The sequence below is a fragment of the Aquisalinus flavus genome, from assembly GCF_014640095.1.
Taxonomy (GTDB): Bacteria; Pseudomonadota; Alphaproteobacteria; order Caulobacterales; family Parvularculaceae; genus Aquisalinus; species Aquisalinus flavus.
Genome location: NZ_BMGH01000001.1, coordinates 2,886,814 through 2,906,634 on the forward strand (window position 1 = coordinate 2,886,814; position 19,821 = coordinate 2,906,634).

The window sequence follows — 19,821 nt, forward strand, 5'->3', positions numbered from 1 at the left end:
TGCTCTACACCATTGAAGTAGATCAACTTTCTGCGTTTAAATGATTCCGTTTGAACGCAGGTTGATCTAGGCAGTCCTGCTCCTGAGACGCAAAAAAAGCGGCCTCCGGGGGCCGCTTTTTTAGGTGCCTTGGCTCTTCAGCCTACCATTTCAGGCCGACACCGGCGCGCAGGATCACGGCTTCGGTCGTTTCGCCGATCGTGCCCGAAACGCCCAGATGCAGCTTGGCGTATTCATTCTCATAGGCCACGTCCGCGCCCACGATGGCAGCGCCCTCTTCCGGATCGGTAAACAGGGTGAACTCGTCACCGCCGGACAGATATTGGTAATCGGCTTCCAGCGGGTCGTCGTTCAACTCCTGCGACCAGGCGACCGTGAGCTGCGGATGGATCGTGCCGGGAATGCCGGTATCGTAGATCGAGGGCTGCATCTGGAAGACCTTGCCGACGCGCAGGCCGACATTGGCCCGCAGGCTTTCATGGGTGCGCTCGTCGACGGCGAGGTCGACGCCATTGCCGCCGCCGGTTTCCTCATAGGCATCCTCCGTGATGCTGATGAAGTCGGCACTGACGAAGGGCTCGGTCGTGATGCCCAGCATTTCGGCCGAATAGCGCACGCGGGCGCTGGCTGCGATCTGGGAGCCCTCCCACTCGCCAAAGGCGGTGCGGTCGACATCGCCGATCGAGATATTGCGTTCCGACTCGCTGTCGCTGACTGCATATTCAGCACGCGTATCAAGCTGAATCGGCCCGGCCGAGAAAGCAGCATAGGCGCCGACACCATAGGTCAGGCGCTCGAACGGGAAGTCGCCGCCCTTCTTCTCGTCATATTTTGCCGATGACAGGCTGACGGACAGACCGACCGCATCGACATAATTGTCGAGACCGGCGTCGACACCGGCAGCGAGAGAGAAGCCGCCGCCGTCAAATCCGTTGGAAACCTCGTCGGAACCCCGGTTGAGGAAATAGATCTCCTCCTGGATCCAGAAGGTGCGCGGATAGGCACCCGCGTTTCTCGCAAGATCGAGCCGTTGGGTGATGATCGACGTCACGGAGTTGTTCTGGGCGCGCGCATAAGCCAGTGGCGCGTCGAGCGGCCCGGCCAGAAGCTGGCTCAGTGCATCGCGGAAATCGGCCTCCTGGGTGAAGTTCAGGACCAGCGGGCCGAGATCGTCATCGGTTGCCAGCGCTTCCAGCGTCGGGACATAGGCGGGGGCGAGGCCTTCCTGCAGTCCCAGTTCCTCGGCTGTGCGGCGCTGGACATTCAGGATCAGGCTTTCCGTGCCGGCGGTCGCGTCAGTCGTCGTGTCGAAAGTGATATTGAACAGATAGGGCGTGTTGCCTTCGGAATCGCCGATCACGAGCTGGGTCGGGTCGACATTCAGGATATTGGCAATGACGATTTCAGCCGAGATCGTCTCGACGGCACCGCCGATGAAGACAGGCTGGATGGTGGCGCCGTTTTCGAATGTTGCGGTGTCGCTGACAAGGAAACTCGTCGCGCCGGTACCGTTCTCGCTGATGCCGATGCCGAGCGTGGAGGCAGAGCCGATGAACAGATTGCTGATAGTCGTGTCCTCTCCGCCGGTCTCGTAGAAGGTCGAGCCGCCGGACACCGTGATGTCGAGCATGCCGTCGGAATCGGTGATGTCACCGCTGAAGAAGCCGCCGCCGAGAATGTTCAGCACATCCATGCCGCCGCCGAACTCGGCATTGCCGATGAAATTGGCATTGTCGAGGGTGAAAATGTCCGCACCCATGCCGAAATCGATATCGCCGAACATGCGGGCCGTCTGGGACAGGCTGACCGTGTCATTGCCGCCCTGGAAGAAGATATCGCCCTGGGTGACGCCGGCATCGGCGAGATAGCTGTTATCGCCGCTGCCGAACAGGATGTCGCCGCGAACCTGGCCGAAATTGGCGCGGTTGCCGTTCTCGTCGTCGAAGGAATCCGACACCGTGTTGCGGATGGTAACGCCGCTCGTGTTGGCGGACACGTCGATGGCGATGGCATCGCCGGTCGGTTCTTCGCCTTCATCGTCGGCAAAATCGACGACATTGGCGAAGATTCCGCCGCTATTGACGATTTCGGTCAGTGTACCGCTTTCGTCCTTGATCGCGATGGCATTGCCATTGTCGGCGGTGACGACCGCTTCGATGCGCAGGTCGTTGCGCAGGCTTGGCAGTGTCGCATCTGCATCGATCAGCAGGGCCGTCGCATTGACGGTGCCGAGGGACGCGTCGTCCGCGTTCGACACAGCCTGGATGCTGCCGGCATTGCGCAGGGTATCGAGGGTGATGTTGCCGAGATGCAGCGCGGTCGCGTCGCCATTATACGATGACGCCCGCACCGTGCCGTCATTGCGGATGCCGCCGAAGATGGTCGCTTCCTCGATCCGCGCGCCTGTGGCGTCGACCTGCGAGTACAGCCCGCGCGCGGTGATGTTGCCGCGGTTGACGAAGCCCCAGGCGCCGTAGTCGGCACCGAAGTCGGACGTGTCGAGTTCGCCGAGTACGGCACCGCCATGGATAAACAGGGCAGGCGCGCTGCCATCGACGAGCACGCTTGCCGTTGCCGGGGCACTGTAATCGGCAGGCTGGTCACTGACGGGCACCGGCCCCTGAATGAGGAAGCCGCCATCGACATCGCCGGAGAGGTCGATCGCCGACCCGCTTTGCAGGGCGGCCTGTTCGTCATTGTTGTTGTCCGGGTCGTCTTCAGCATCGACCGTGCTGTCGAAATAGCCGGTGACCGTGATACTGCCGGCATGCAGCAGCCTGCCTTCGATATCGCCGTCGATCAGATAGCCGGTCGCGCCGCTGCCGCCGACAAAGCTGATACTTGAGGAGTTGATCGTGACATCCCCGGTCACGGTATCGCGGATCGCAAGACCGACCGCATTGACACCGCCCACGGTGAAGTCGCCGGCGATCGCCAGGTCGCCGTCAAGCGCACCGGACAGGTCGATGCCGACCGAATTGTCGCCATAGAGCCGGATCGCCCCGGAGGAACTGAAACTGATATCGCCGGTATGGGTGCCGCCTGCCTGCAACAGCAGACCGTAGCGGTTGTCGGCATAATCGGTGACGTCCTCGTCGGCATTGGCCTCTTGCTGCGCTTCCGTGCGCTCCATCAGGATGTTGCCGCCGATGATGATATCACCCTCATTGCCCGGCTCGATCAGGACGCCGATGGCATCGTCGACATGGCCGAGAACAAGGTCACCCAGCATGGTCAGGTCGTTGTCGGAGTTAACGGTCACCGCCGTGCCGCCGTCATCGAGCGTGATGGAGCCATCGGTCGAAATCGTCACATCAGCCGGATTGCCGCCGCTTGCCGTGGCGGTGGCGATCGGCGTTGTGCGGTCATCGTCGACCGTCACCTGGGCCTGCGCCCCGGCAACGAACAGGCTGGTGGCAACGCCTGCCAGAAGGATCGCCCGCAAGGCGCGCTTGCCCGTAAGGCCGGTCGGCTGAGTGATACCCGTTACCATAAAAACTCCGTTTGTTTCCTCTGCGCCGGGATGGCCTGACCGGGCTTTTGCGCCGTCTGTAGGCGACGCCAGTCCGGTACTGTCAGGTTTCCGGGCGCTCCTGTCCTTTTCAGAAGGTTAATGTCTCGCCCAACGCGTGGCGATTTGCAACCCAAATAGCCTGCAGGCAGGGGAAGTTACGGATCGCTAATCCGGTATAGGGTAGTGTCAAACCGGCTTATCGGGCCGGTTTGACACGGATGACCTTGCCGTTGGCGCCGTCGGTCAGCACGTAGAGATGGCCGTCCGGTCCGGTGCGCACGTCGCGGATGCGCTCGCCCAGCTCGGTGAACAATTCCTGTTGGTCGCCGAAGCTGCCATCCTCTCCCATGTCGATGCGCCGGACATGCTCATGGGCCAGCGCGCCGATGAACAGGTCGCCGTCCCATTCGGGAAACTTGTCACCGCGATACAGGGTGAAGCCCGATGGTGCGATCGAGGGCACGAAATGCATGACCGGCTGTTCCATCCCGTCCATCTCCTTGAATGGCGAGATGACGGCGCCGGAATAGTCGATGCCATAGGTGATGACCGGCCAGCCATAATGATTGCCGGGCTCGATGATGTTGATCTCGTCGCCGCCCTTTGGCCCGTGCTCGTGCTCATAGACGGTGTCGGAGGCCGGGTCATAGATCAGGCCCTGCGGATTGCGGTGGCCAAAGGACCAGATCTCCGGCTTTGCATCGTCCTGGCCGACAAACGGGTTATCGTCCGGCACGGTGCCGTCGAGGTTGAGACGGATGATCTTGCCGAAATGATTGTCGAGCTTGGGCGCGCGGTCCTTCTGCGTATAGCCGTCGCCAATGGTCAACAGCATGGTATCGTCCGGCAGGAAGGCGAGGCGGCCGCCATAATGGGCGCTGCCTTGTTTCAGCGGGTCGGCCGTGAACAGGACTTCGTAATCTTCCAGCATCCCGCCGGTCTCGGTCGGTACCCAGGTGGCCATCGACAACCGCGTCCCGTTCGCGCGTTCGTCGCCATGGGCGTAGACGAGATAGATCTTGCTGTTCTCTTCAAAGTCCGGGTGCAGGGCGACTTCGAGGAAACCGGCCTGGCTGTTGAAATGAACCGGCGCCGTGCCCTCAACCGGATCGGGCAGCAATTCATCGTCGCGGAAGACGCGCAGCTCGCCTGATTTCTCGACCACCAGCATGTCGCCATCAAACCCGCCCTCATCCGGCAGGAAGGCGACGGAATAGGGGCTTTCCAGGCCTTCGGCGAGGACCTCCAGCTCGTAATTGACCGGGGCTGCGGGAATATTGTCCTCGATCAGCACGCTGGACTGGGCACTGGCGGAGCCCAATGACAGGCCGGCAATGAGAGCGGTGGCAGAAATGGCGGTCAGAAAGCGCATGGTCGGATCCCCTTTGATCATTTTCCGGTGAAACCGGTGACGATACACCGTAGAGGCTGGCGGGGCGTGGCACAATATTCTATGAATTCGATAAGTGGTCCCGTCGGCCTTGCTGACGCGTTTGTGACGGAAGGGGTGTCATGCGGTTTTTCGGAAATATCTTTGCCTGGGTCCTCGCGTCGGCGGTCGCCTATGGGTTTGCGAGCATCTTCCAGACCCAGATGGTGCTGGCCCAGCTCGCCGATCTCGGCGCCACCATCAGTTTCGATACGCGGCTGGAGACCACGCTGACCGATCTCGCCGGGCTGTGGCTCTACAGCATCGTCATTGCCATGGGCTTCGCCATCGGCTTTTTCATCGCCTCGCTGGTCAAGGCGGTCCTGCCGTTCCTGTCGCCCATCGCCTATGTCGCCGCGGGCGTCGCCTCGCTGGCACTGGCGCTCTTTCTGATGGAAGTGTTCGTGCCGGGCAACGAGATCCCGATCTCCTCGGCGCAGAAGACGACCGGTTATATCCTGCAGTTGGTCGCGGCGGGCATTGGCGGGCTCGTATTCGAACTGGCCCGCCCGAAGCGGGACTGAGGCGGGCGGCGCCATGGCAGCGGACCATGAACAGGTCGAGGTGGCATCGCGCGCCGGCTTGCGGGACTGGCTCGAGGCGAACCATCGGTAGGCGGACAGTATCTGGCTCGTGACCTGGAAGAAGGCTGCGGGCGAGAAATATCTCCCCTATAACGATATCGTGGAGGAAGCCCTGTGCTTCGGCTGGGTCGATTCCCTGCCGCGCAAGCTGGACGAGATGCGCACCATGCTGCGCCTGTCGCCGCGCAAGGCCGGCAGTGCCTGGTCGGCGATCAACAAGCGCCGCATCGCCAAGCTGGAAAAGGCGGGGTTGATGACCGCCGCTGGCCGCACCGCCGTCGCCGGTGCGAAAAAGGACGGTTCATGGGCTTTCCTTGACGATGTCGAAAAAGGGATCATCCCGGACGACCTCGCCGCAGCGCTCGCCTCGAACGGTCAGGCTGCGGCGCATTTCGAGGCATTCCCGAAATCGGCCAAGCGTGGCATCCTTGAATGGATCAAGCAGGCGAAGAGGCCACAGACCCGCGCAAACCGGGTCGAGGAAACAGCGCGGCTTGCCGCGGACAACAAGCGCGCCAACCAGTTCCGCTAACTCTTGAACCCTTTATTCTCACGCGCCAGCGGACACAAATCCTTGGGACGTCATGACCCTTTCACCCGACTGACCCCCTATCGTGGGCCACCGGTCCAGACCTCGTAATTGGTACAGGCCATCTGATTGCCGAGGTCACAGGCCTTGCCGACATATTCCATTCCGAGATCTTTTTCTTCCTCGGTCTTTCCCCACTGACGCAGCGACGTTCCGTAATTGTAGCAGCCCATCGGCTCGCCTTCATGACAGGCCTGTCTGAAGTAATACCGCGCACTTTCCCCATCATATTCGAAGCCTGCAATGCCCCGATCGAAGGAGGTTGCCAGTTTCATGCAGTTTTCAGCGCGCCCGGTAAAGCTCTTGTCATGGCACAAGCCATCTATGGTCCGGATGGCCCTCTGCGTGCTTTCCAGTTGTTGCCTTCCTTCTTCCGTATTCGGCACGAGCACGGGAACGGGCCGGCGCTCCGTGCTGGCAGTCGTCACTCGCGGGGCGGTGGGGGCAGCTTCAAGCGAGCAGGCGAGTTTCTCCTTGGCCCAGTCAATGGCGCTTTGCGGCGGCACCTGCAGGCTGGCCGGCAAGGTCGGGCGCTTGTTGTTGACGAAGTCGTAGAGGCCCGTGACGACATCCTGAGACGGCTTGTCAAAGCCGCAGCCGCCATTGCTGATGCAGGCCGTCAGCAGGGACAGGCCGCCCCTCGCCTCACCAAGGCCATTGATGCCATGGTATTTCCACAGCAAAATAGTGTTTGCACGGACTTCCGTGGCAAGGCGAGGATCGATCCTCGGCAGCGAGACTCATCGGATCATCCAGAAGCGCGTCGAGCGCCCTGGTGCTGACGGCAGTTATTGTCGCCGGGGTCGGGCAGGATTGGGCAACGGCATTGCCTGTCACGGCAAGCAGCGATGCCACTGTAAGCATAATCAGGCGCATGCCGGTTCTCCCGTTTATCTTTTCTCTTCGGCCTTGAATGCATTCTGCCACCCGGACGAGGGATCAGCCATCCCCCGTTCGAAGGATGGGTAACAGCCATTCAACGGGGACGCCCGGTCAGTTCTCCATTCTCAGCGCAATCGTCAGGGTACGGCCTTCGTCGGGGAAGTATCGGTAATTGCCAAAGGCGTAATCGGCGCGCGTCGCATATTCCTCGTCGAGCAGATTGCGCACCGTGCCGCGCAGGGTAAAGAAACCAAACTGCCTTTGCGCCCGCAGATGGAAAATGTCATGGCCCGGATACTCGGTCGTGTTGGCCGCATCGAGATAATACTCCCCGACATGGACCCATTCCAGTTCCGAGGAAACGCCCGATACGAAGTCCGGCTGCCATGACAGCCGCGCCCCGCCGATCGTGGTTGGCGCGGTGTCGACTTCGTCGCCTTTCGAAATCGCCTCGCTGACCTGGCTCGTCACCGGCCGGTCGAACCGATAGGTGTGCTCGGCGATGGTGCCATTGGCCGACAGAGAGAGCGTCTCGGTCAGCCGCGCCGTCACCTCCGCCTCGATGCCGATATGGCGGGTCTTGCCGTCTGCGACGTTGAAGCCGTCGGCATCGCGGAAATAGTAATTGTCCTTGTCCATCCAGAAGGCGACGGCGGAGGCGCTCACGCGCTCGCCCAGCCTGCCGCGCCAGCCGGCCTCGATACTGTCGATGGTCTCTTCCTTTGCCAGACCTATGGTTTCGTTCGACTGCAGACGATAGAGTTCGCTCGTCTGTGGCGGGCGGGCACCGCGGGCATAGGACGCCCAGAGAAGGTTGTCATCACCACGGCGCTGCAGTGTCAGTTTCGGGCTGAGGGTCAGGAATTCGTCGGTCCTGTCGGCGGGGCGCAGATTGCGCCCAAACAGGCCGTCACCGGTATTGTTGGTATAGTCATAACGCGTCCAGTCGGCCCGCGCGGCCGCGATCAGCGACAGCCGGTCGGTCAGGGCCGTTTCGGCCTGCGCAAAGGGCGACAGGCTCGCTGCCGTCACGTCGTAATCATAGTGCACGCCCTGACGGTAGGAGAAGATGTCCGGCGCCTCCTGCACTTCGGTCAGCCAGCCTTCCGTATACTCTGCATCGAGGCCATAGGTCAGCGTCACCCGCTCGCCCGGATTGGCATAGAAGGCGCTTTGCGCGCCAAGCGACCAGTGGGCGTTTTCCTCCAGCGATTGCGACGGCAGGAAGTGCTGCTTGAAGTCCATGTCCGTCCAGCGGGCATAGGGCGTGATCGAGATCATGCCGTCCTCGGTGTCACGCTCGAACGTGCTCTGCAGACGGACGGACGTGACGTCGCGGAAGGCTTCCGGATTCGGGTTGACCCGCGCCGCCTCGCGATCCTTGTAGATATCCTCGCCCTCGATATAGCCCGCCGTTTCCTGGTTCAGATTGTTCACCGCCAGGATCGTATCGCGGCGCCATGTACCCGTCTCGTCGACCTGGCGCAGGACAAGCTCCTGCTGGTCGACACCTGAGTCCGTGCGATAACCAGTATCGTCATGGACGGCTACGCCGGCGAAGAACCCCTTGCCGCGGGTCATGCGGCCAATCCCCGACTCGCCCTTGCGGTGATACTCCGACAGCGAAAATTCGGCGAACTGTCCGTTGACGGACGGGTGCGGCGAGATGACGTTGATCACGCCATGGATCGCATTGGCGCCATAGAACGCGCCGGACGGGCCGCGCACCACTTCCAGCCGGTCAGCGAGCATGGTGTTGGCCTGGAACAGCCCGTTTACATTGGCAAAGCCGGGGGCGTAGATCGGCACGCCGTTTTCCAGATAAAGGAAGGAGCCTGCCCCCGCCCCGCCGGTCAGCACCGGCGAGCGGATCGCCGTCAGGCTCTCCTGGCCGGAATTGCGGTCGATCATGACGCCGGGCACCCGGGCGAGCAGTTCTGCCGGGTGATCGGCATTGATGCGGTCGATATCCTCGACCGTGGAAATGGCGGCGGGAGTATCTTCCAGCAGCGCCGCGCGGCGTTCCGTCGTGATGATGATGACTTCGTCATCGACTGGCGGGCCGTCCTGCGCGGCGGCCGTCAGCCCGGGCACGGCAAGGGCGCTGAAGGCTGTCGAGAACAGAAGGCGCCTGATACTCAACCTGCTGCCATTTCGAGCGGCCGCTGAAAACTGCCGATCTGATCGTCTCGCCATCACCATTACCACTGCCTGTTTCGATGTTCAGGTGGCACATCCACCGCTCACCCGGTTCTGAGCAAGGTAGAGCGGAACCACAGAGCGTCGACAGCCGCCAGCGACACAAGCTCCCCATAGACGAGGAAACAGTCGCGAGCCGACCCCGCGCCAGGGCTAATGCCGAGCAGTTGAGACAAGAGCCCCGTCACCGTCACCGTACTTGGGCAAGCCATGCTTGATGCAGTACCAAAAGGGGTGTGACTTCAAAACATCGTCCGTCGGGATCGGCGCACGCCGTTCGTCCGATTCTCATGCTGCAGCGCATTAAAAGAGTTGTTCCGTCACCATTTGATCACTAATCTTGCAGAGAGCACGCATTGTAGCCTGCTCTGGTACAACCTACGGGGGATTACAACCATGACTGATACTACCAAAGCGAAGCCGGGCAAGATCCAGCAGATCAATGATCGTTTGAAGGCACTTCGGGCTGAAATCGATACCCTGAAAAAAGAAAAACAGGATCTGATCGCCAAGAAAAACGCCAAGCCCGCCAAATCCTGATCGCTGCCGCAAAAATTTGCGGATGCCGGTCCTGACCACTCATGTAAAAGTCCCGGCGATTCCCATATCTGATCGCCGGGTCGCTTTTTTCCTGCAATCGTCACAGTCTCGGACAGGGTGGTTTTCGTGAGTTTTTTCCTTATTGCCGTCGGTCTCGTTCTGCTGATCTTCGGCGGCGATGCGCTGGTGCGCGGCGCTGTTGCCATCGCCAAGCGGGCCGGCATGTCGCCCATGCTGATCGGCCTGACCCTCGTCGGCTTCGGCACGTCCCTGCCTGAACTCCTGACCTCGCTCAACGCCGCGTTCGCCGGGTCGCCCGGCATCGCCATCGGCAATGTCGTCGGCTCCAACATCGCCAATGTGCTGCTTATCCTCGGTTGCGCGGCGCTGATCTTTCCGCTCGCGACCGACCTGCGCGCCTTGAAGCGCGATGGCAGCGTGATGATCATCGCGACTCTGGTCGTGCTCGCCCTGTTCTTCACCGGCGAGATCGGGCGCCTTGCCGGGCTGGTGCTCGTCGTCGGTCTCTTCGCCTTCATGTTTCTCGCGTGGAAAACCGACGAGACCGCCGCCGCGCTCGAGGAGGAGATCCCTGCCGCGCCGGAAAGCTATCTCAAGGCCGGTCTGTTCTTCCTCGCCGGCCTGATCGCCATCCTGACCGGGGCAAACATGCTGGTGCGCGGTGCCATCACCATTGCGGCAGACCTTGGTGTCGACGAGACGGTGATCGGCCTGACCATCGTCGCCGTTGGCACCTCGCTGCCGGAACTGGTCACCTCGGTCACTGCCGCCCTGAAGAAGCAATCGGACATCGCCATCGGCAACGTCATCGGCTCGAACATCTTCAACCTGCTGGCGATCTTCGGCATCACCGCCCTGATCCATCCGCTCGAGGTGCCGCCGATGATCCTTGAAGCCGATGGCTGGATCATGCTCGCCGCCGCGCTGGCGCTGATCTTCTTTGCCTGGACCGGCCGCAGGATCGAGCGCTGGGAAGGCGCGGTCTTCGTCCTCGGCTATGTGGCGTTTACCGGATTCCTGTTTTTGCGGTAGCTCTGGCGCTGAGAAGGGACTTACCCTTCCCAGCCGAACACGTCCTCCACACCCACGCCGAAGATCCGGGAAATGCGGAACGCGCTTTCCAGCGACGGTGAATAGCGCCCCTGCTCGATGGCGATCACCGTCTGGCGGGTGACGCCGATCGCATCTGCGAGGGCCGACTGGCTCATATTGCCGTGGGCCTCCCGCAGCTGCCGCACCTTGTTGGTGATGGGCGGACGCCTGGTCATCAATGCGCGATCCGGTAGAACGCGATCTGCAGGCCAAAGCACGCCGCCGTCGCCGCCAACAGGCCGATCAGGCAGGTGGCGAACATCGCATCGGCGTTGCCGGTCGTGGCGTACTGAAAAAGTCCCCACACGACGACGAAGCCGAAAAACGACCCGGCGTAAGCGCCGGCCTTGTACATGATCATCCGGTCGCGGTCGTCCTCGCCGCGCACGGCATCCTTCGGTGAGAAGCCTCTCAGCACCGCCTGGATCACGATGGACGCGATGATGAACAGCACCGAGCCGAGGATCAGCGGCAGCTCTGCCGGGCCCGGCGCCCCGCCACCGGCGATCACCGGCGGCACGATCATCGAGGCAAACCATGCGAGCACGAGGAGGCTCAATATCCCCATGGCGAGGGCGGATTTTTCGTTCAGGCTCATAAAACTCTCCCGTTGGGCCTGCCACCAAGTGCGGCGAGGCATGTCAAAAATATCTTACACAACCCGTGTAGTCAAAGATTTTTGACATGTCAAGAATTTTTGACAACGAAAGAGTCAATCCGGCTCTTCGTCCTTGTAGAGCGATTGGCCGCGTTCCTTCATGATGCGCTCATACATCTTCACGTCGCGCAGCCATTTGCCGAAGCCCGACATGAAGGCAAAGGCAAAGCCGTAAAGCCCGCCGCGCCACAGCCCGTTGACGAAATAGCGCTTGCCGAAATAGATCCAGAAGCCCAGCAGGATGCGGATATAGAGCCAGAACAGCGGCTTGTCCTTCACGTGCTCGGCGCGGGTCGACGAGTTCTTGTTCACTTTGGCGATGAACAGCTCCGCCCCGTCGAAAGCATAGTGCAGGATGGCGTGTTTCAGCCGTCCGACCTTCATGTCCGACGGAATTTTGAACTGGTCCCATGCCGGATGATCCGGGATGCGGATCTTCGTCTTGTCGTAAAGCTTGTGACGGACCGATTGTCCGTATCCATACCAGGGCTCACCCACCGGCGGCACATTGACCAGCGGGGTGTTGTAGACCGCACAAGGCGGCTCGCCCTTCTCGAACAGGGCGGCGACTTCCTCTGCGAATTCCGGCGTGACAACCTCATCGGCGTCGATATCGAGCACCCAGTCATATAATGCCCTGTCCTCGCCGACGCGCTTCTGCCCGCCATTGCCGAGCCAGTCCTGGTGGACGACCGTCGCGCCAGCTTCGCGCGCCAGCTCGATCGTGCCATCGGTAGAGCCTGAATCGATCACGATCACTTCGCGCGCCACGGTCAGGGCGGCGCGCACCACCTCGGCGATCATCCGCGTCTCGTTCAGGGTCCGGATATAGGCCGATACCGGCGGGATCATGCGCTGGGTGCTGCTGGTCTCGCTCATTCTGACAGCGCCTTTGCCAGCAGCGGCAGGCTCACATCCATGCGGTAATCGATGGAGGAATGATTGTCCGGAAATTCCGCATAGCTGTGCTCAACCCCGGCAGCCTCCAGCACACGGCGCAGGCGTCTTGCGCCATAGACGAGATCATACTGGTCAGCATCGCCGCATTCGATGTGCAGGGCCTTCATCTGTTTCAGGCCGGCGGCTTTTTCCCTGGCCATCACCACCGGGTCCCAGGCGAGCCAGTTGGCCCAGCGGTCTTCTATCAGTTCGCAGGTGTCCATCGTCACCGGCAGGCGCACGCCCCAGGGCTGGTCCGGCGCCGGGTCATAGGTCGCACACATGGCAAGGCTCATCAGGATATGGAAATCGTCGCCTTTCACTTTTGGTGCGGCCCAGAAAGCCTCCAGCCACTTGCGGATCGAGCCATCGGTTTTCTGCAGGGCACGGACGACCTTGGGAAATTCCGGCAGGTAGCACAGCTCGAACGCCATGTCGCCGGAATGGCAGGCCGCCGCCGACCAGAAATCCGGATGCAGCAGTGCGTGGACGATAGCGCCATAGCCGCCGGACGACTTGCCGAAAATGCCACGCCTGCCGGCACCGCCGCAGCCGAAATTCTGCTCGATGAAGGGCACGATCTCGGCGCGCAATATATCGTCCCACGGACCCATGGCGGCGGAGTTGATATACTGGTTGCCGCCCAGCTTGGTGAAACAGTCCGGGAAGGCAATCACGCAAGGCGGCATCTCGCCCTCGGCGATCAGCCGGGCGGCGCGGTCGGGCACCGTCTCGCCGAAATTCTTCCAGTTGGTATGGGCCGGGCCGCCGGCGGTATAGCCGACGATATCGATCAGCAGCGGCAGGCCCTCGCCCGTCTCGCCTTCCGGTATGAACACGTCGATCCGCCGGCGCGCCGGGTCGCCGAGAAGATTCCCGGCCAGCGCCGCGCTGTCGAGCCAGAGGTGATGCAGGGTGCCATCATGAGCAGTCGTCAGGGTCATATCCCCTTATGCCGCCAGTCATCGGCAAAGGCAAAGGGGGTTACTCTTGCGCAGCGCCGTTTTCCGGGGGCAGCGTTTCCAGATAGGCGCTGATATCGGCGGGATAGACCCTGACCCGCTGCGACGGGTCGCTGAGGTCGGGAATCGACGGGCTCTCGGTCCTGCTGAAAAAGAGCTCCGTGTTGCGGTGCTTGAAGGCCAGATATTTCGTGACGGAGAGCGGAGGCGCAAAGCACTGGATGCCGGGGCACGGCGTGAAGGGCGACAGGGATGTGTTCATCGCCCCCCTGCGCCAGGCCCGGTTGGTCCAGTCATCCTGCACCCGTTCCTGGGTAATCTGGGCATCGCTGGAAAGGTCTGAAAGAGTGCTCAGCATGCGCGCGTCGTCCACGGCCGGACGGGTGCCGGATTTCCAGTCTGGCACGAGCATGAAGACGACCTGGTTGGCCTCGCTCATCAGGATGGCGCCGCCCAGCCTTTCGCGGCTCTCGCCGTTCCATTGTGCATACTCGCGGTCCGAATGCAGCATGACGAAGCTTTCGCCCGTGCCAGAGATTGGCACCAGCCGCCCCATCTCCTCATCTTCCATGCGCTCGATGGCATAGCCCCATGTCTGTGCCGTCACCTCCAGTTTCAGGGCAGCCGCGACGATGCCGAACTGGTAGCCGCTGCCATGCGGGTCCATCTGGCTGGCGCTCTGCTTGATTTCTTCCAGCTTGGCTGGCCAGTTATCGCCGTAGAGACCAGCGGAAAAATTGGCGAGAATATCGATCGCCTCCTGCTCGCCCGCGGTGGTCGACCGGCTGGCCATGATGATCACGTGCTCTAGAATCTCGGTCAGGACTACGTTCCTTAACCCGATGACGGTAGGGTCGTCGCAGGCGACACCCGCCGCGACCTCCCCGGCCTGGTTCCTGCGTTCCGCGATTCCGTCAGGGGTAACCGGCCGCAGGGCGGGATCGCCCGACAGGCCGCCGCCATACATTTGCGCTCGCCAGTCGAGATACTTGTTCTCGAACCAGGCCAGATTGTGGCATTTCAGATCAAGCCATTGTGCGAGCAGGTAATTGTCATAGGTCTGATCGGCCCGGGCGGGCGCCATCCCGATGCCGAGCAGACAGGCGATCGCCGTCCACAGCAAGCGAATACAATACTTCATACAGTCTCTCCCCCGGGCCGCATCACTGGCAGCGTTCGGGGCAGTCTAGCCGATGTCTTGAGCGGGAACAGCCCTCTGAACAGGGTAGGAAACAGGCCCCGGGCCCCGAGAGGTCCCCGGAGAGGCCGAAAGCGCCGCCAGGCTCAGCTCAGGTGGAGATAGTCGGCGGAGAACTGGCCGATGGCCTGGAGTTCATCCTGGTTCAGCACGGAGATACGGGAATTGGTGACGTCCAGAATGCCGTCGCGGCGCAGTTCCATGATGACCTTGTTCACCGACACATTGGTCAGGCCCAGCGCATCGGCAATATCCGTCTGGGTCAGGCGGAAGTCGAAGGACCCGCCTTCGGTCAGGCCCAATGCCTGCATGCGCACATAAATCTCGCTCAACATATGCGCCACTCTTACCCGTGCCGGGCGGCGCCCGATATCGACCAGCCGCTCCCTCAGGATGGCCTCATCCACTAGCGTTGACCACCACAGGGCCCTGGCGATGGCGGGCCGCTCCAGCATCCGGAAGATCACCTCCCGGGGGATGTCGACGACATCGCATGCCGTCAGGGTGCTGATGCTGTGATCCATCTGCTTGAGGATGAAAATATACAGGTCGCAGAATTCGCCCGGCAGGAAAATCGCCAGAATCTGCCGGTGGCCGGAATCGACCAGCTTGTAGCGGCAGGCAAGGCCATCGAGGATCAGGTGGACATTTTCCGGGTTCTGCCCCTCGGAGATGATGTCGCTCTGCGCCGGGACCCGGCGTGTTTCCTGCGTCAGGTCTTCGATCAGGTCGCGGTCGGCGTCGGGCAGCGGCCCGAAGCCTTCGAGCTTGCGCACGAGCATGTTGCGATGGGGTGTAACCATGGTCGCACGCGCATTATTCTGCGGGTATATGGACGTCATACACAACTAAATGCATATCGGGTGCGGCGTGTCTACCATCGCTCCCCCTTCAGGAAACCAGCAAAAGGCCATAAGATGGCCCGAATGGCACGCCATGGTGATACCAAGGCAGTGAAGAGGGGAGAATAATGGAAAACGACAAGCCTGTGACTTCGGCAAGAAGCAGTGCAAGAGCAGAGGATTCTGCCAGCGCGGTCTATGCTTCCCCGCTGGAGGCAATACTGTTCTTCCTCCTGCCCGGATTTCTGCAGGGGGTCGCCTTCTGGTACCTGACAGACCGCATCGACGAGGCCGAGCCGACCTCGCTGATCGTCGCCATGATGATGGCGGTGATGGTCGTGCCGGTCGCCCATTTTCTGACGACGACGCGCGGCACCCGGGTCATCGCTGCGGCCTATGCGCTCGGGCTTGGCGTGGTCATCGCCGGGCTCTATCTGCTGGCCGAGGCGAGCTTCGGCGCCAGCGCCGCCGTCGAAGGCCCGCTCGTCGCCATCTCCGCCGTGTGCGGATTTCTGATCGCCTATATTTCCGCGCCCTTCTTCCGCACCGTGATCGAGCGGCGCGAGGCCCCGACCCATTACCCGTCGCTGTTCGAATTCGCCTGGAACCTGCCGGTCATCGGCATCGGCACGTTCTTCTTCGGCATCGCCCTGTGGATCGTGCTCGGGCTGTGGTCGGCGCTGTTCAGCCTGATCGGCATCGAATTCTTCGCCGAAATTTTCGGCGAACCATGGGCAGCCTTCCCGATTTCGGGCGCGGCCGGGGCGATCGCCATCGCCATCGTCCGCGAGCGCGAAGCCATCGTGCTGGCCTTGCGCAGTGTCCTCTTCGCCCTGTTGAAGGTGCTGGCACCGATCCTTGCCGTCGCGACCGTGCTGTTCGCCTTTGCGGCTCTGGTGCAGGGGCTCGACCTGTTGTGGGACAACTGGTCGGCGACGACGACCATGGTCTGCGCCGTCGCCCTCGCGGTGGCGCTCAGCAATGCGGTCGTCGGGGAGGCGGGCCAGCCGGACAACCCTGTCCTGCGCTGGACGGTGAGGGTTCAGGCGGTGGTGCTGCCGGTCCTTGCCGGGTTTGCCGTCTACGGCCTGTGGATCAGGATCGGCGAATATGGCCTGACGGTGGAGCGTATCTATGCCGCGATCATCGTCGGCTTCGCCGGTGCCTATGCCATCGCCTATTTCGTCAGCGCCCTCCTGCCGTCAGGCTGGGAGCTGATCCGGCGCGCCAATCTCGGCCTTGCCGGGCTCGTCTTCCTCGTCGCCATCCTGGTGCAGACGCCCCTGTTCAACGCCTGGTCATGGACCGTCAACGACCAGATCGCCCGGCTCGAGCGCGGCGCGGTCAGTGCCGACGAGTTCGACTATGCCTATTTCCACTTCGTCCTCGGCAAGGCGGGCGAGCGCGGGCTCGACCGGCTGGCGGCGGACACCAGCCTGCCGGACCATGACCTGATCCTTGAAAAGATCGAGGCCGTCCGTGCCGCCGAGAACCAGTGGGACTTCCGCAATGAGATCTATATGAGCCGCGACACCATCGCCGCCGCCATCGAGGACGGGTCCATCGAGCTGTTGCCTTCCGGCACGGCCCTGCCGCCGGGGCTGGCCGACTATTTCCGCAATACCGGCTGGAGCGTGCGCAGCTGCGTCGACGGGAACGCCGATGCCTGCCTCCTGCTGCGCACGGAGGTGTTCAACGCGGATGACCAGTTTGTTCTTTTCCGCCAGTTTGGCGAGACCAGCGTCAGCGTGGCGCTTCTCGCCGATGGCGCCGAGGGCTGGCAGATCCATGAGGGCACGGAAATGCAGTTCGACAGCCGCGCCGCGGCGCTTGCCTTCCTGCAGGCGGTCAGGAATGGCGAACTTGCACCGGCGACGGTGACGCTGCGCACCCTCTCCGTCGGCGGGCGCGACGTGCTGATCAACCATCTCGGCGAGGCGGAGCGCCGCCTGCTCGAAGTGCAGCCGGACCCTGCCATTGCGCCTTGATTCCTAAGGAAATAGTACTGGCAAATGCTGCAGGTGCGAGCTACTCTTTGCGCCATATTCATGCCGTGAGGAAGGGAATTTCCATGAAACTGCCAATAATCCTTGTCGCCGGGGCCGCGATGACTGCCCTTGTGGCCTGCACGCCCGCGGAAGACATATCTGAACCAGACACGCAGGAGACCATGACCACCGAGAACAATACAGTCGAGTGGCCGGAGGCGACACCGCCAAGTGCCAGGAAGGACCCGGTCGAGATCACCCAGCACGACATCACCCGTGCCGATGAATATGCCTGGATCAGGGATGACAACTGGCAGGAGGTTCTGCGCGACCCGAGCGTTCTGCGCCAGGATGTGCGCGAGTATCTCGAGGCCGAAGTCGATTATTACGAGACCATGACCGCCGATCTCGACGGCCTGCGCCAGACGCTGGTTGCCGAGATGCGCGGCCGGATCAAGGAGGATGATACCTCGGTCCCGGTCAAGGACGGCCCCTATGAATATTTCACCCGCTTCCGCGAGGGCGGCAACTACCCGATCTTCGGGCGCACCCTGGTCGAGACCGGCGAGGAGCAGGTTCTTTATGATGGCGACGCAGAAGAAGGCGACTCGCCGTTCTTTTCCATCGGTTCGGTATCGAACAGCCCGAACCACGAGCTGATCGCCGTCTCCGCCGATCGTCTCGGCTCTGAATATTACACGATCAATATCCGCAATGCCGCGACCGGCGAGCAGTTCGCCGACGAGATCCCGTCGACCGATGGCGGTGTCGTCTGGGCGGCGGATTCGCAGAGCTTCTTCTATATCGAGCGCGACGACAACCAGCGTCCGAAACGGGTCAAGCACCACGTGCTCGGCACCGATGCCGCCGATGACCGGCTGGTCTATGAGGAACAGGACAACGCCTTCTTCCTCGGCCTCGACAAGTCCCAGTCCGGCGAGTACGTCATGATCTATATCGGCGACCAGATCACGACCGAGTTCCTGACGATCCCCGCCAGCGATCCGATGGCAGAGCCGACGCTGTTCGCTGCGCGCGAGCAGGGCCATGAATACTATCCAGACCATCACGGCGACTGGTGGTATGTCCGCACCAATGAGGGCGATGCCGTCGACTTCAAGATCGTCCGTACACCGGTCGGCGAGACCGCCCGGGAGAACTGGGAGACTGTCGTGCCTTACGAGGAAGGCACGCTGATCTCTTCCATGACCACCTTCGAGGATTATCTCGTCTGGTCGGAGCGCTCGGACGCCCGGCCTGCCATCGTGATCTCCGACTATGACGGCAACCAGCAGACCATCGGTTTCGACCAGCCGGCCTTCGCGGCGTCCTATTCTTCGGGCCGCGAATATGACACCGACACGCTGCGGGTCTATTACGAAAGCCCGTCGCAACCACAGCAGACCTTCGACTACAACATGGCCAGCGGCGAACGCGAGTTGCGCAAGACCCAGGAAGTGCCGTCCGGTCACAATCCCGACCTCTATGTGGTCGAGATGCTGACGGCGGTCGCCGATGACGGGGCCGAAATCCCGGTCATGGTGCTGCGCCTGAAGGACACGCCGCTCGACGGCACCGCACCGGTGCTGCTTTATGGCTACGGCTCCTACGGGGCGTATATCCCGGACTCGTTCTCCACCGGCATCCTGCCGCTGGTCGATCGCGGCGTGATCTATGCTCTCGCCCATATCCGCGGCGGCTCGGCCAAGGGCCAGCAATGGTATCTCGACGGCAAGCTCGACAAGAAGATGAACACCTTCACCGATTTTGTCCGTGCCGGTGAAATGCTGGTCGAGAAGGATTACACCTCGAAAGGCGAGATCGTCATCTATGGCGGCTCGGCCGGCGGCCTCCTCGTCGGGGCGGCGGTCAACCTGCAGCCCGACCTGTTCGCCGGTGTGCTCGGTGCCGTCCCCTTCGTCGACGTGATCAACACGATCTCGGACGAGACGCTGCCGCTGACCCCGCCGGAATGGCTGGAATGGGGCAACCCGATCACCAGCGCGGAGGAATATGCCTGGATCGCGGAATATTCGCCCTATGACAATATCCGCGAGGGCGTTGCCTATCCGCCAGTGCTGGCGACGGGCGGCCTGACCGATTATCGCGTCACCTATTGGGAACCGGCCAAGTGGATCGCGCGCCTGCGTGACCGCGCCGAGGGCGGCCCGTTCCTGATGCGCATGAACATGGATGCCGGCCATGGCGGCTCCGCGGCCCGGTTCGAGCGGCTCGAAGAGCGCGCCCACCTCTATGCCTTCGCCCTGAAACTGTGGGGCATGGAAGAGGCAGAGCCGGTCAGCCATTCTGAATGAGGCTGACAGACCAAGAGAGACAGCAAAAGCCCCGCCATTGCGCGGGGCTTTTTCATATCCGCAAATGCA

At 62.0% G+C, this 19,821-nt stretch carries 16 protein-coding genes; 6 read left to right on the top strand and 10 right to left on the bottom strand.

Features of this window, described 5'->3' with window-relative positions; all coding sequences use genetic code 11:
- Window positions 1–142: 142 nt before the first annotated feature.
- Together IEV88_RS13300 and IEV88_RS13305 are read right to left on the bottom strand one after the other, a co-directional pair.
- Window positions 143–3,493, bottom strand: a complete 3,351-nt coding sequence (locus tag IEV88_RS13300) for an autotransporter family protein (protein ID WP_188157977.1) — start codon at window positions 3,491–3,493, stop codon at window positions 143–145.
- Window positions 3,494–3,710: 217 nt separating this feature from the next.
- On the bottom strand, window positions 3,711–4,886 hold the full coding sequence (locus IEV88_RS13305; protein ID WP_206711163.1) for a PQQ-dependent sugar dehydrogenase: 1,176 nt from the start codon (window positions 4,884–4,886) through the stop codon (window positions 3,711–3,713).
- Window positions 4,887–5,026: 140 nt separating this feature from the next.
- On the opposite strand from IEV88_RS13305, the gene IEV88_RS13310 reads away from it, so the two are divergent.
- A complete protein-coding gene (locus tag IEV88_RS13310) occupies window positions 5,027–5,467 on the top strand; it encodes a hypothetical protein (protein WP_188157975.1) in 441 nt (146 codons plus the stop codon).
- Window positions 5,468–5,567: 100 nt separating this feature from the next.
- On the top strand, window positions 5,568–6,059 hold the full coding sequence (locus IEV88_RS13315; protein WP_505592657.1) for a YdeI/OmpD-associated family protein: 492 nt from the start codon (window positions 5,568–5,570) through the stop codon (window positions 6,057–6,059).
- A gap of 77 nt (window positions 6,060–6,136) precedes the next feature.
- On the opposite strand, the gene IEV88_RS13320 is transcribed toward IEV88_RS13315, so the two are convergent.
- Window positions 6,137–6,799, bottom strand: a complete 663-nt coding sequence (locus IEV88_RS13320) for an SEL1-like repeat protein (RefSeq protein WP_188157974.1) — start codon at window positions 6,797–6,799, stop codon at window positions 6,137–6,139.
- A 310-nt stretch (window positions 6,800–7,109) separates the two neighbouring features.
- Window positions 7,110–9,140 carry a TonB-dependent receptor gene (locus IEV88_RS13325; RefSeq protein ID WP_188157973.1) on the bottom strand — a complete coding sequence of 677 codons (2,031 nt, stop codon included), beginning with the start codon at window positions 9,138–9,140 and terminating at the stop codon, window positions 7,110–7,112.
- 453 nt (window positions 9,141–9,593) lie between these two features.
- Between IEV88_RS13325 and IEV88_RS13330 the strand changes: the two genes are divergently transcribed.
- Both IEV88_RS13330 and IEV88_RS13335 read left to right on the top strand, forming a co-directional pair.
- The gene (locus IEV88_RS13330; protein ID WP_188157972.1) at window positions 9,594–9,737 is read left to right on the top strand and encodes a hypothetical protein; all 144 of its coding nucleotides are present in this window, start codon (window positions 9,594–9,596) and stop codon (window positions 9,735–9,737) included.
- Between the two features lie 126 nt (window positions 9,738–9,863).
- On the top strand, window positions 9,864–10,790 hold the full coding sequence (locus tag IEV88_RS13335; RefSeq protein ID WP_188157971.1) for a calcium/sodium antiporter: 927 nt from the start codon (window positions 9,864–9,866) through the stop codon (window positions 10,788–10,790).
- 20 nt (window positions 10,791–10,810) lie between these two features.
- Here the strand turns inward: IEV88_RS13335 and IEV88_RS13340 are convergent, their stop codons facing one another.
- The 6 genes from IEV88_RS13340 to IEV88_RS13365 all read right to left on the bottom strand — a co-directional run bounded on the left by IEV88_RS13340 (window position 10,811) and on the right by IEV88_RS13365 (window position 15,410).
- A complete protein-coding gene (locus IEV88_RS13340) occupies window positions 10,811–11,026 on the bottom strand; it encodes a helix-turn-helix transcriptional regulator (protein ID WP_188157970.1) in 216 nt (71 codons plus the stop codon).
- A complete protein-coding gene (locus IEV88_RS13345) occupies window positions 11,026–11,448 on the bottom strand; it encodes a hypothetical protein (protein ID WP_188157969.1) in 423 nt (140 codons plus the stop codon). Before IEV88_RS13345 ends, IEV88_RS13340 begins: the two co-directional genes overlap by 1 nt.
- Window positions 11,449–11,562: 114 nt before the next feature.
- Entirely contained in the window at window positions 11,563–12,387 is an 825-nt protein-coding gene (locus tag IEV88_RS13350) for a glycosyltransferase family 2 protein (protein WP_188157968.1), read from the bottom strand.
- A complete protein-coding gene (locus IEV88_RS13355) occupies window positions 12,384–13,391 on the bottom strand; it encodes an alpha/beta hydrolase (protein ID WP_188157967.1) in 1,008 nt (335 codons plus the stop codon). The genes IEV88_RS13350 and IEV88_RS13355 overlap by 4 nt, the downstream gene beginning before the upstream one ends.
- Window positions 13,392–13,431: 40 nt before the next feature.
- Window positions 13,432–14,550 carry a hypothetical protein gene (locus tag IEV88_RS13360; RefSeq protein WP_188157966.1) on the bottom strand — a complete coding sequence of 373 codons (1,119 nt, stop codon included), beginning with the start codon at window positions 14,548–14,550 and terminating at the stop codon, window positions 13,432–13,434.
- Between the two features lie 143 nt (window positions 14,551–14,693).
- The gene (locus IEV88_RS13365) at window positions 14,694–15,410 is read right to left on the bottom strand and encodes a Crp/Fnr family transcriptional regulator (protein ID WP_206711161.1); all 717 of its coding nucleotides are present in this window, start codon (window positions 15,408–15,410) and stop codon (window positions 14,694–14,696) included.
- 167 nt (window positions 15,411–15,577) lie between these two features.
- Here IEV88_RS13365 and IEV88_RS13370 point away from each other — a divergent pair, with 167 nt between their 5' ends.
- Both IEV88_RS13370 and IEV88_RS13375 read left to right on the top strand, forming a co-directional pair.
- On the top strand, window positions 15,578–17,437 hold the full coding sequence (locus tag IEV88_RS13370; RefSeq protein WP_188157965.1) for a DUF4153 domain-containing protein: 1,860 nt from the start codon (window positions 15,578–15,580) through the stop codon (window positions 17,435–17,437).
- A gap of 83 nt (window positions 17,438–17,520) precedes the next feature.
- The gene (locus IEV88_RS13375) at window positions 17,521–19,752 is read left to right on the top strand and encodes a S9 family peptidase (RefSeq protein WP_206711160.1); all 2,232 of its coding nucleotides are present in this window, start codon (window positions 17,521–17,523) and stop codon (window positions 19,750–19,752) included.
- The last annotated feature ends 69 nt before the right edge of the window (window positions 19,753–19,821 follow it).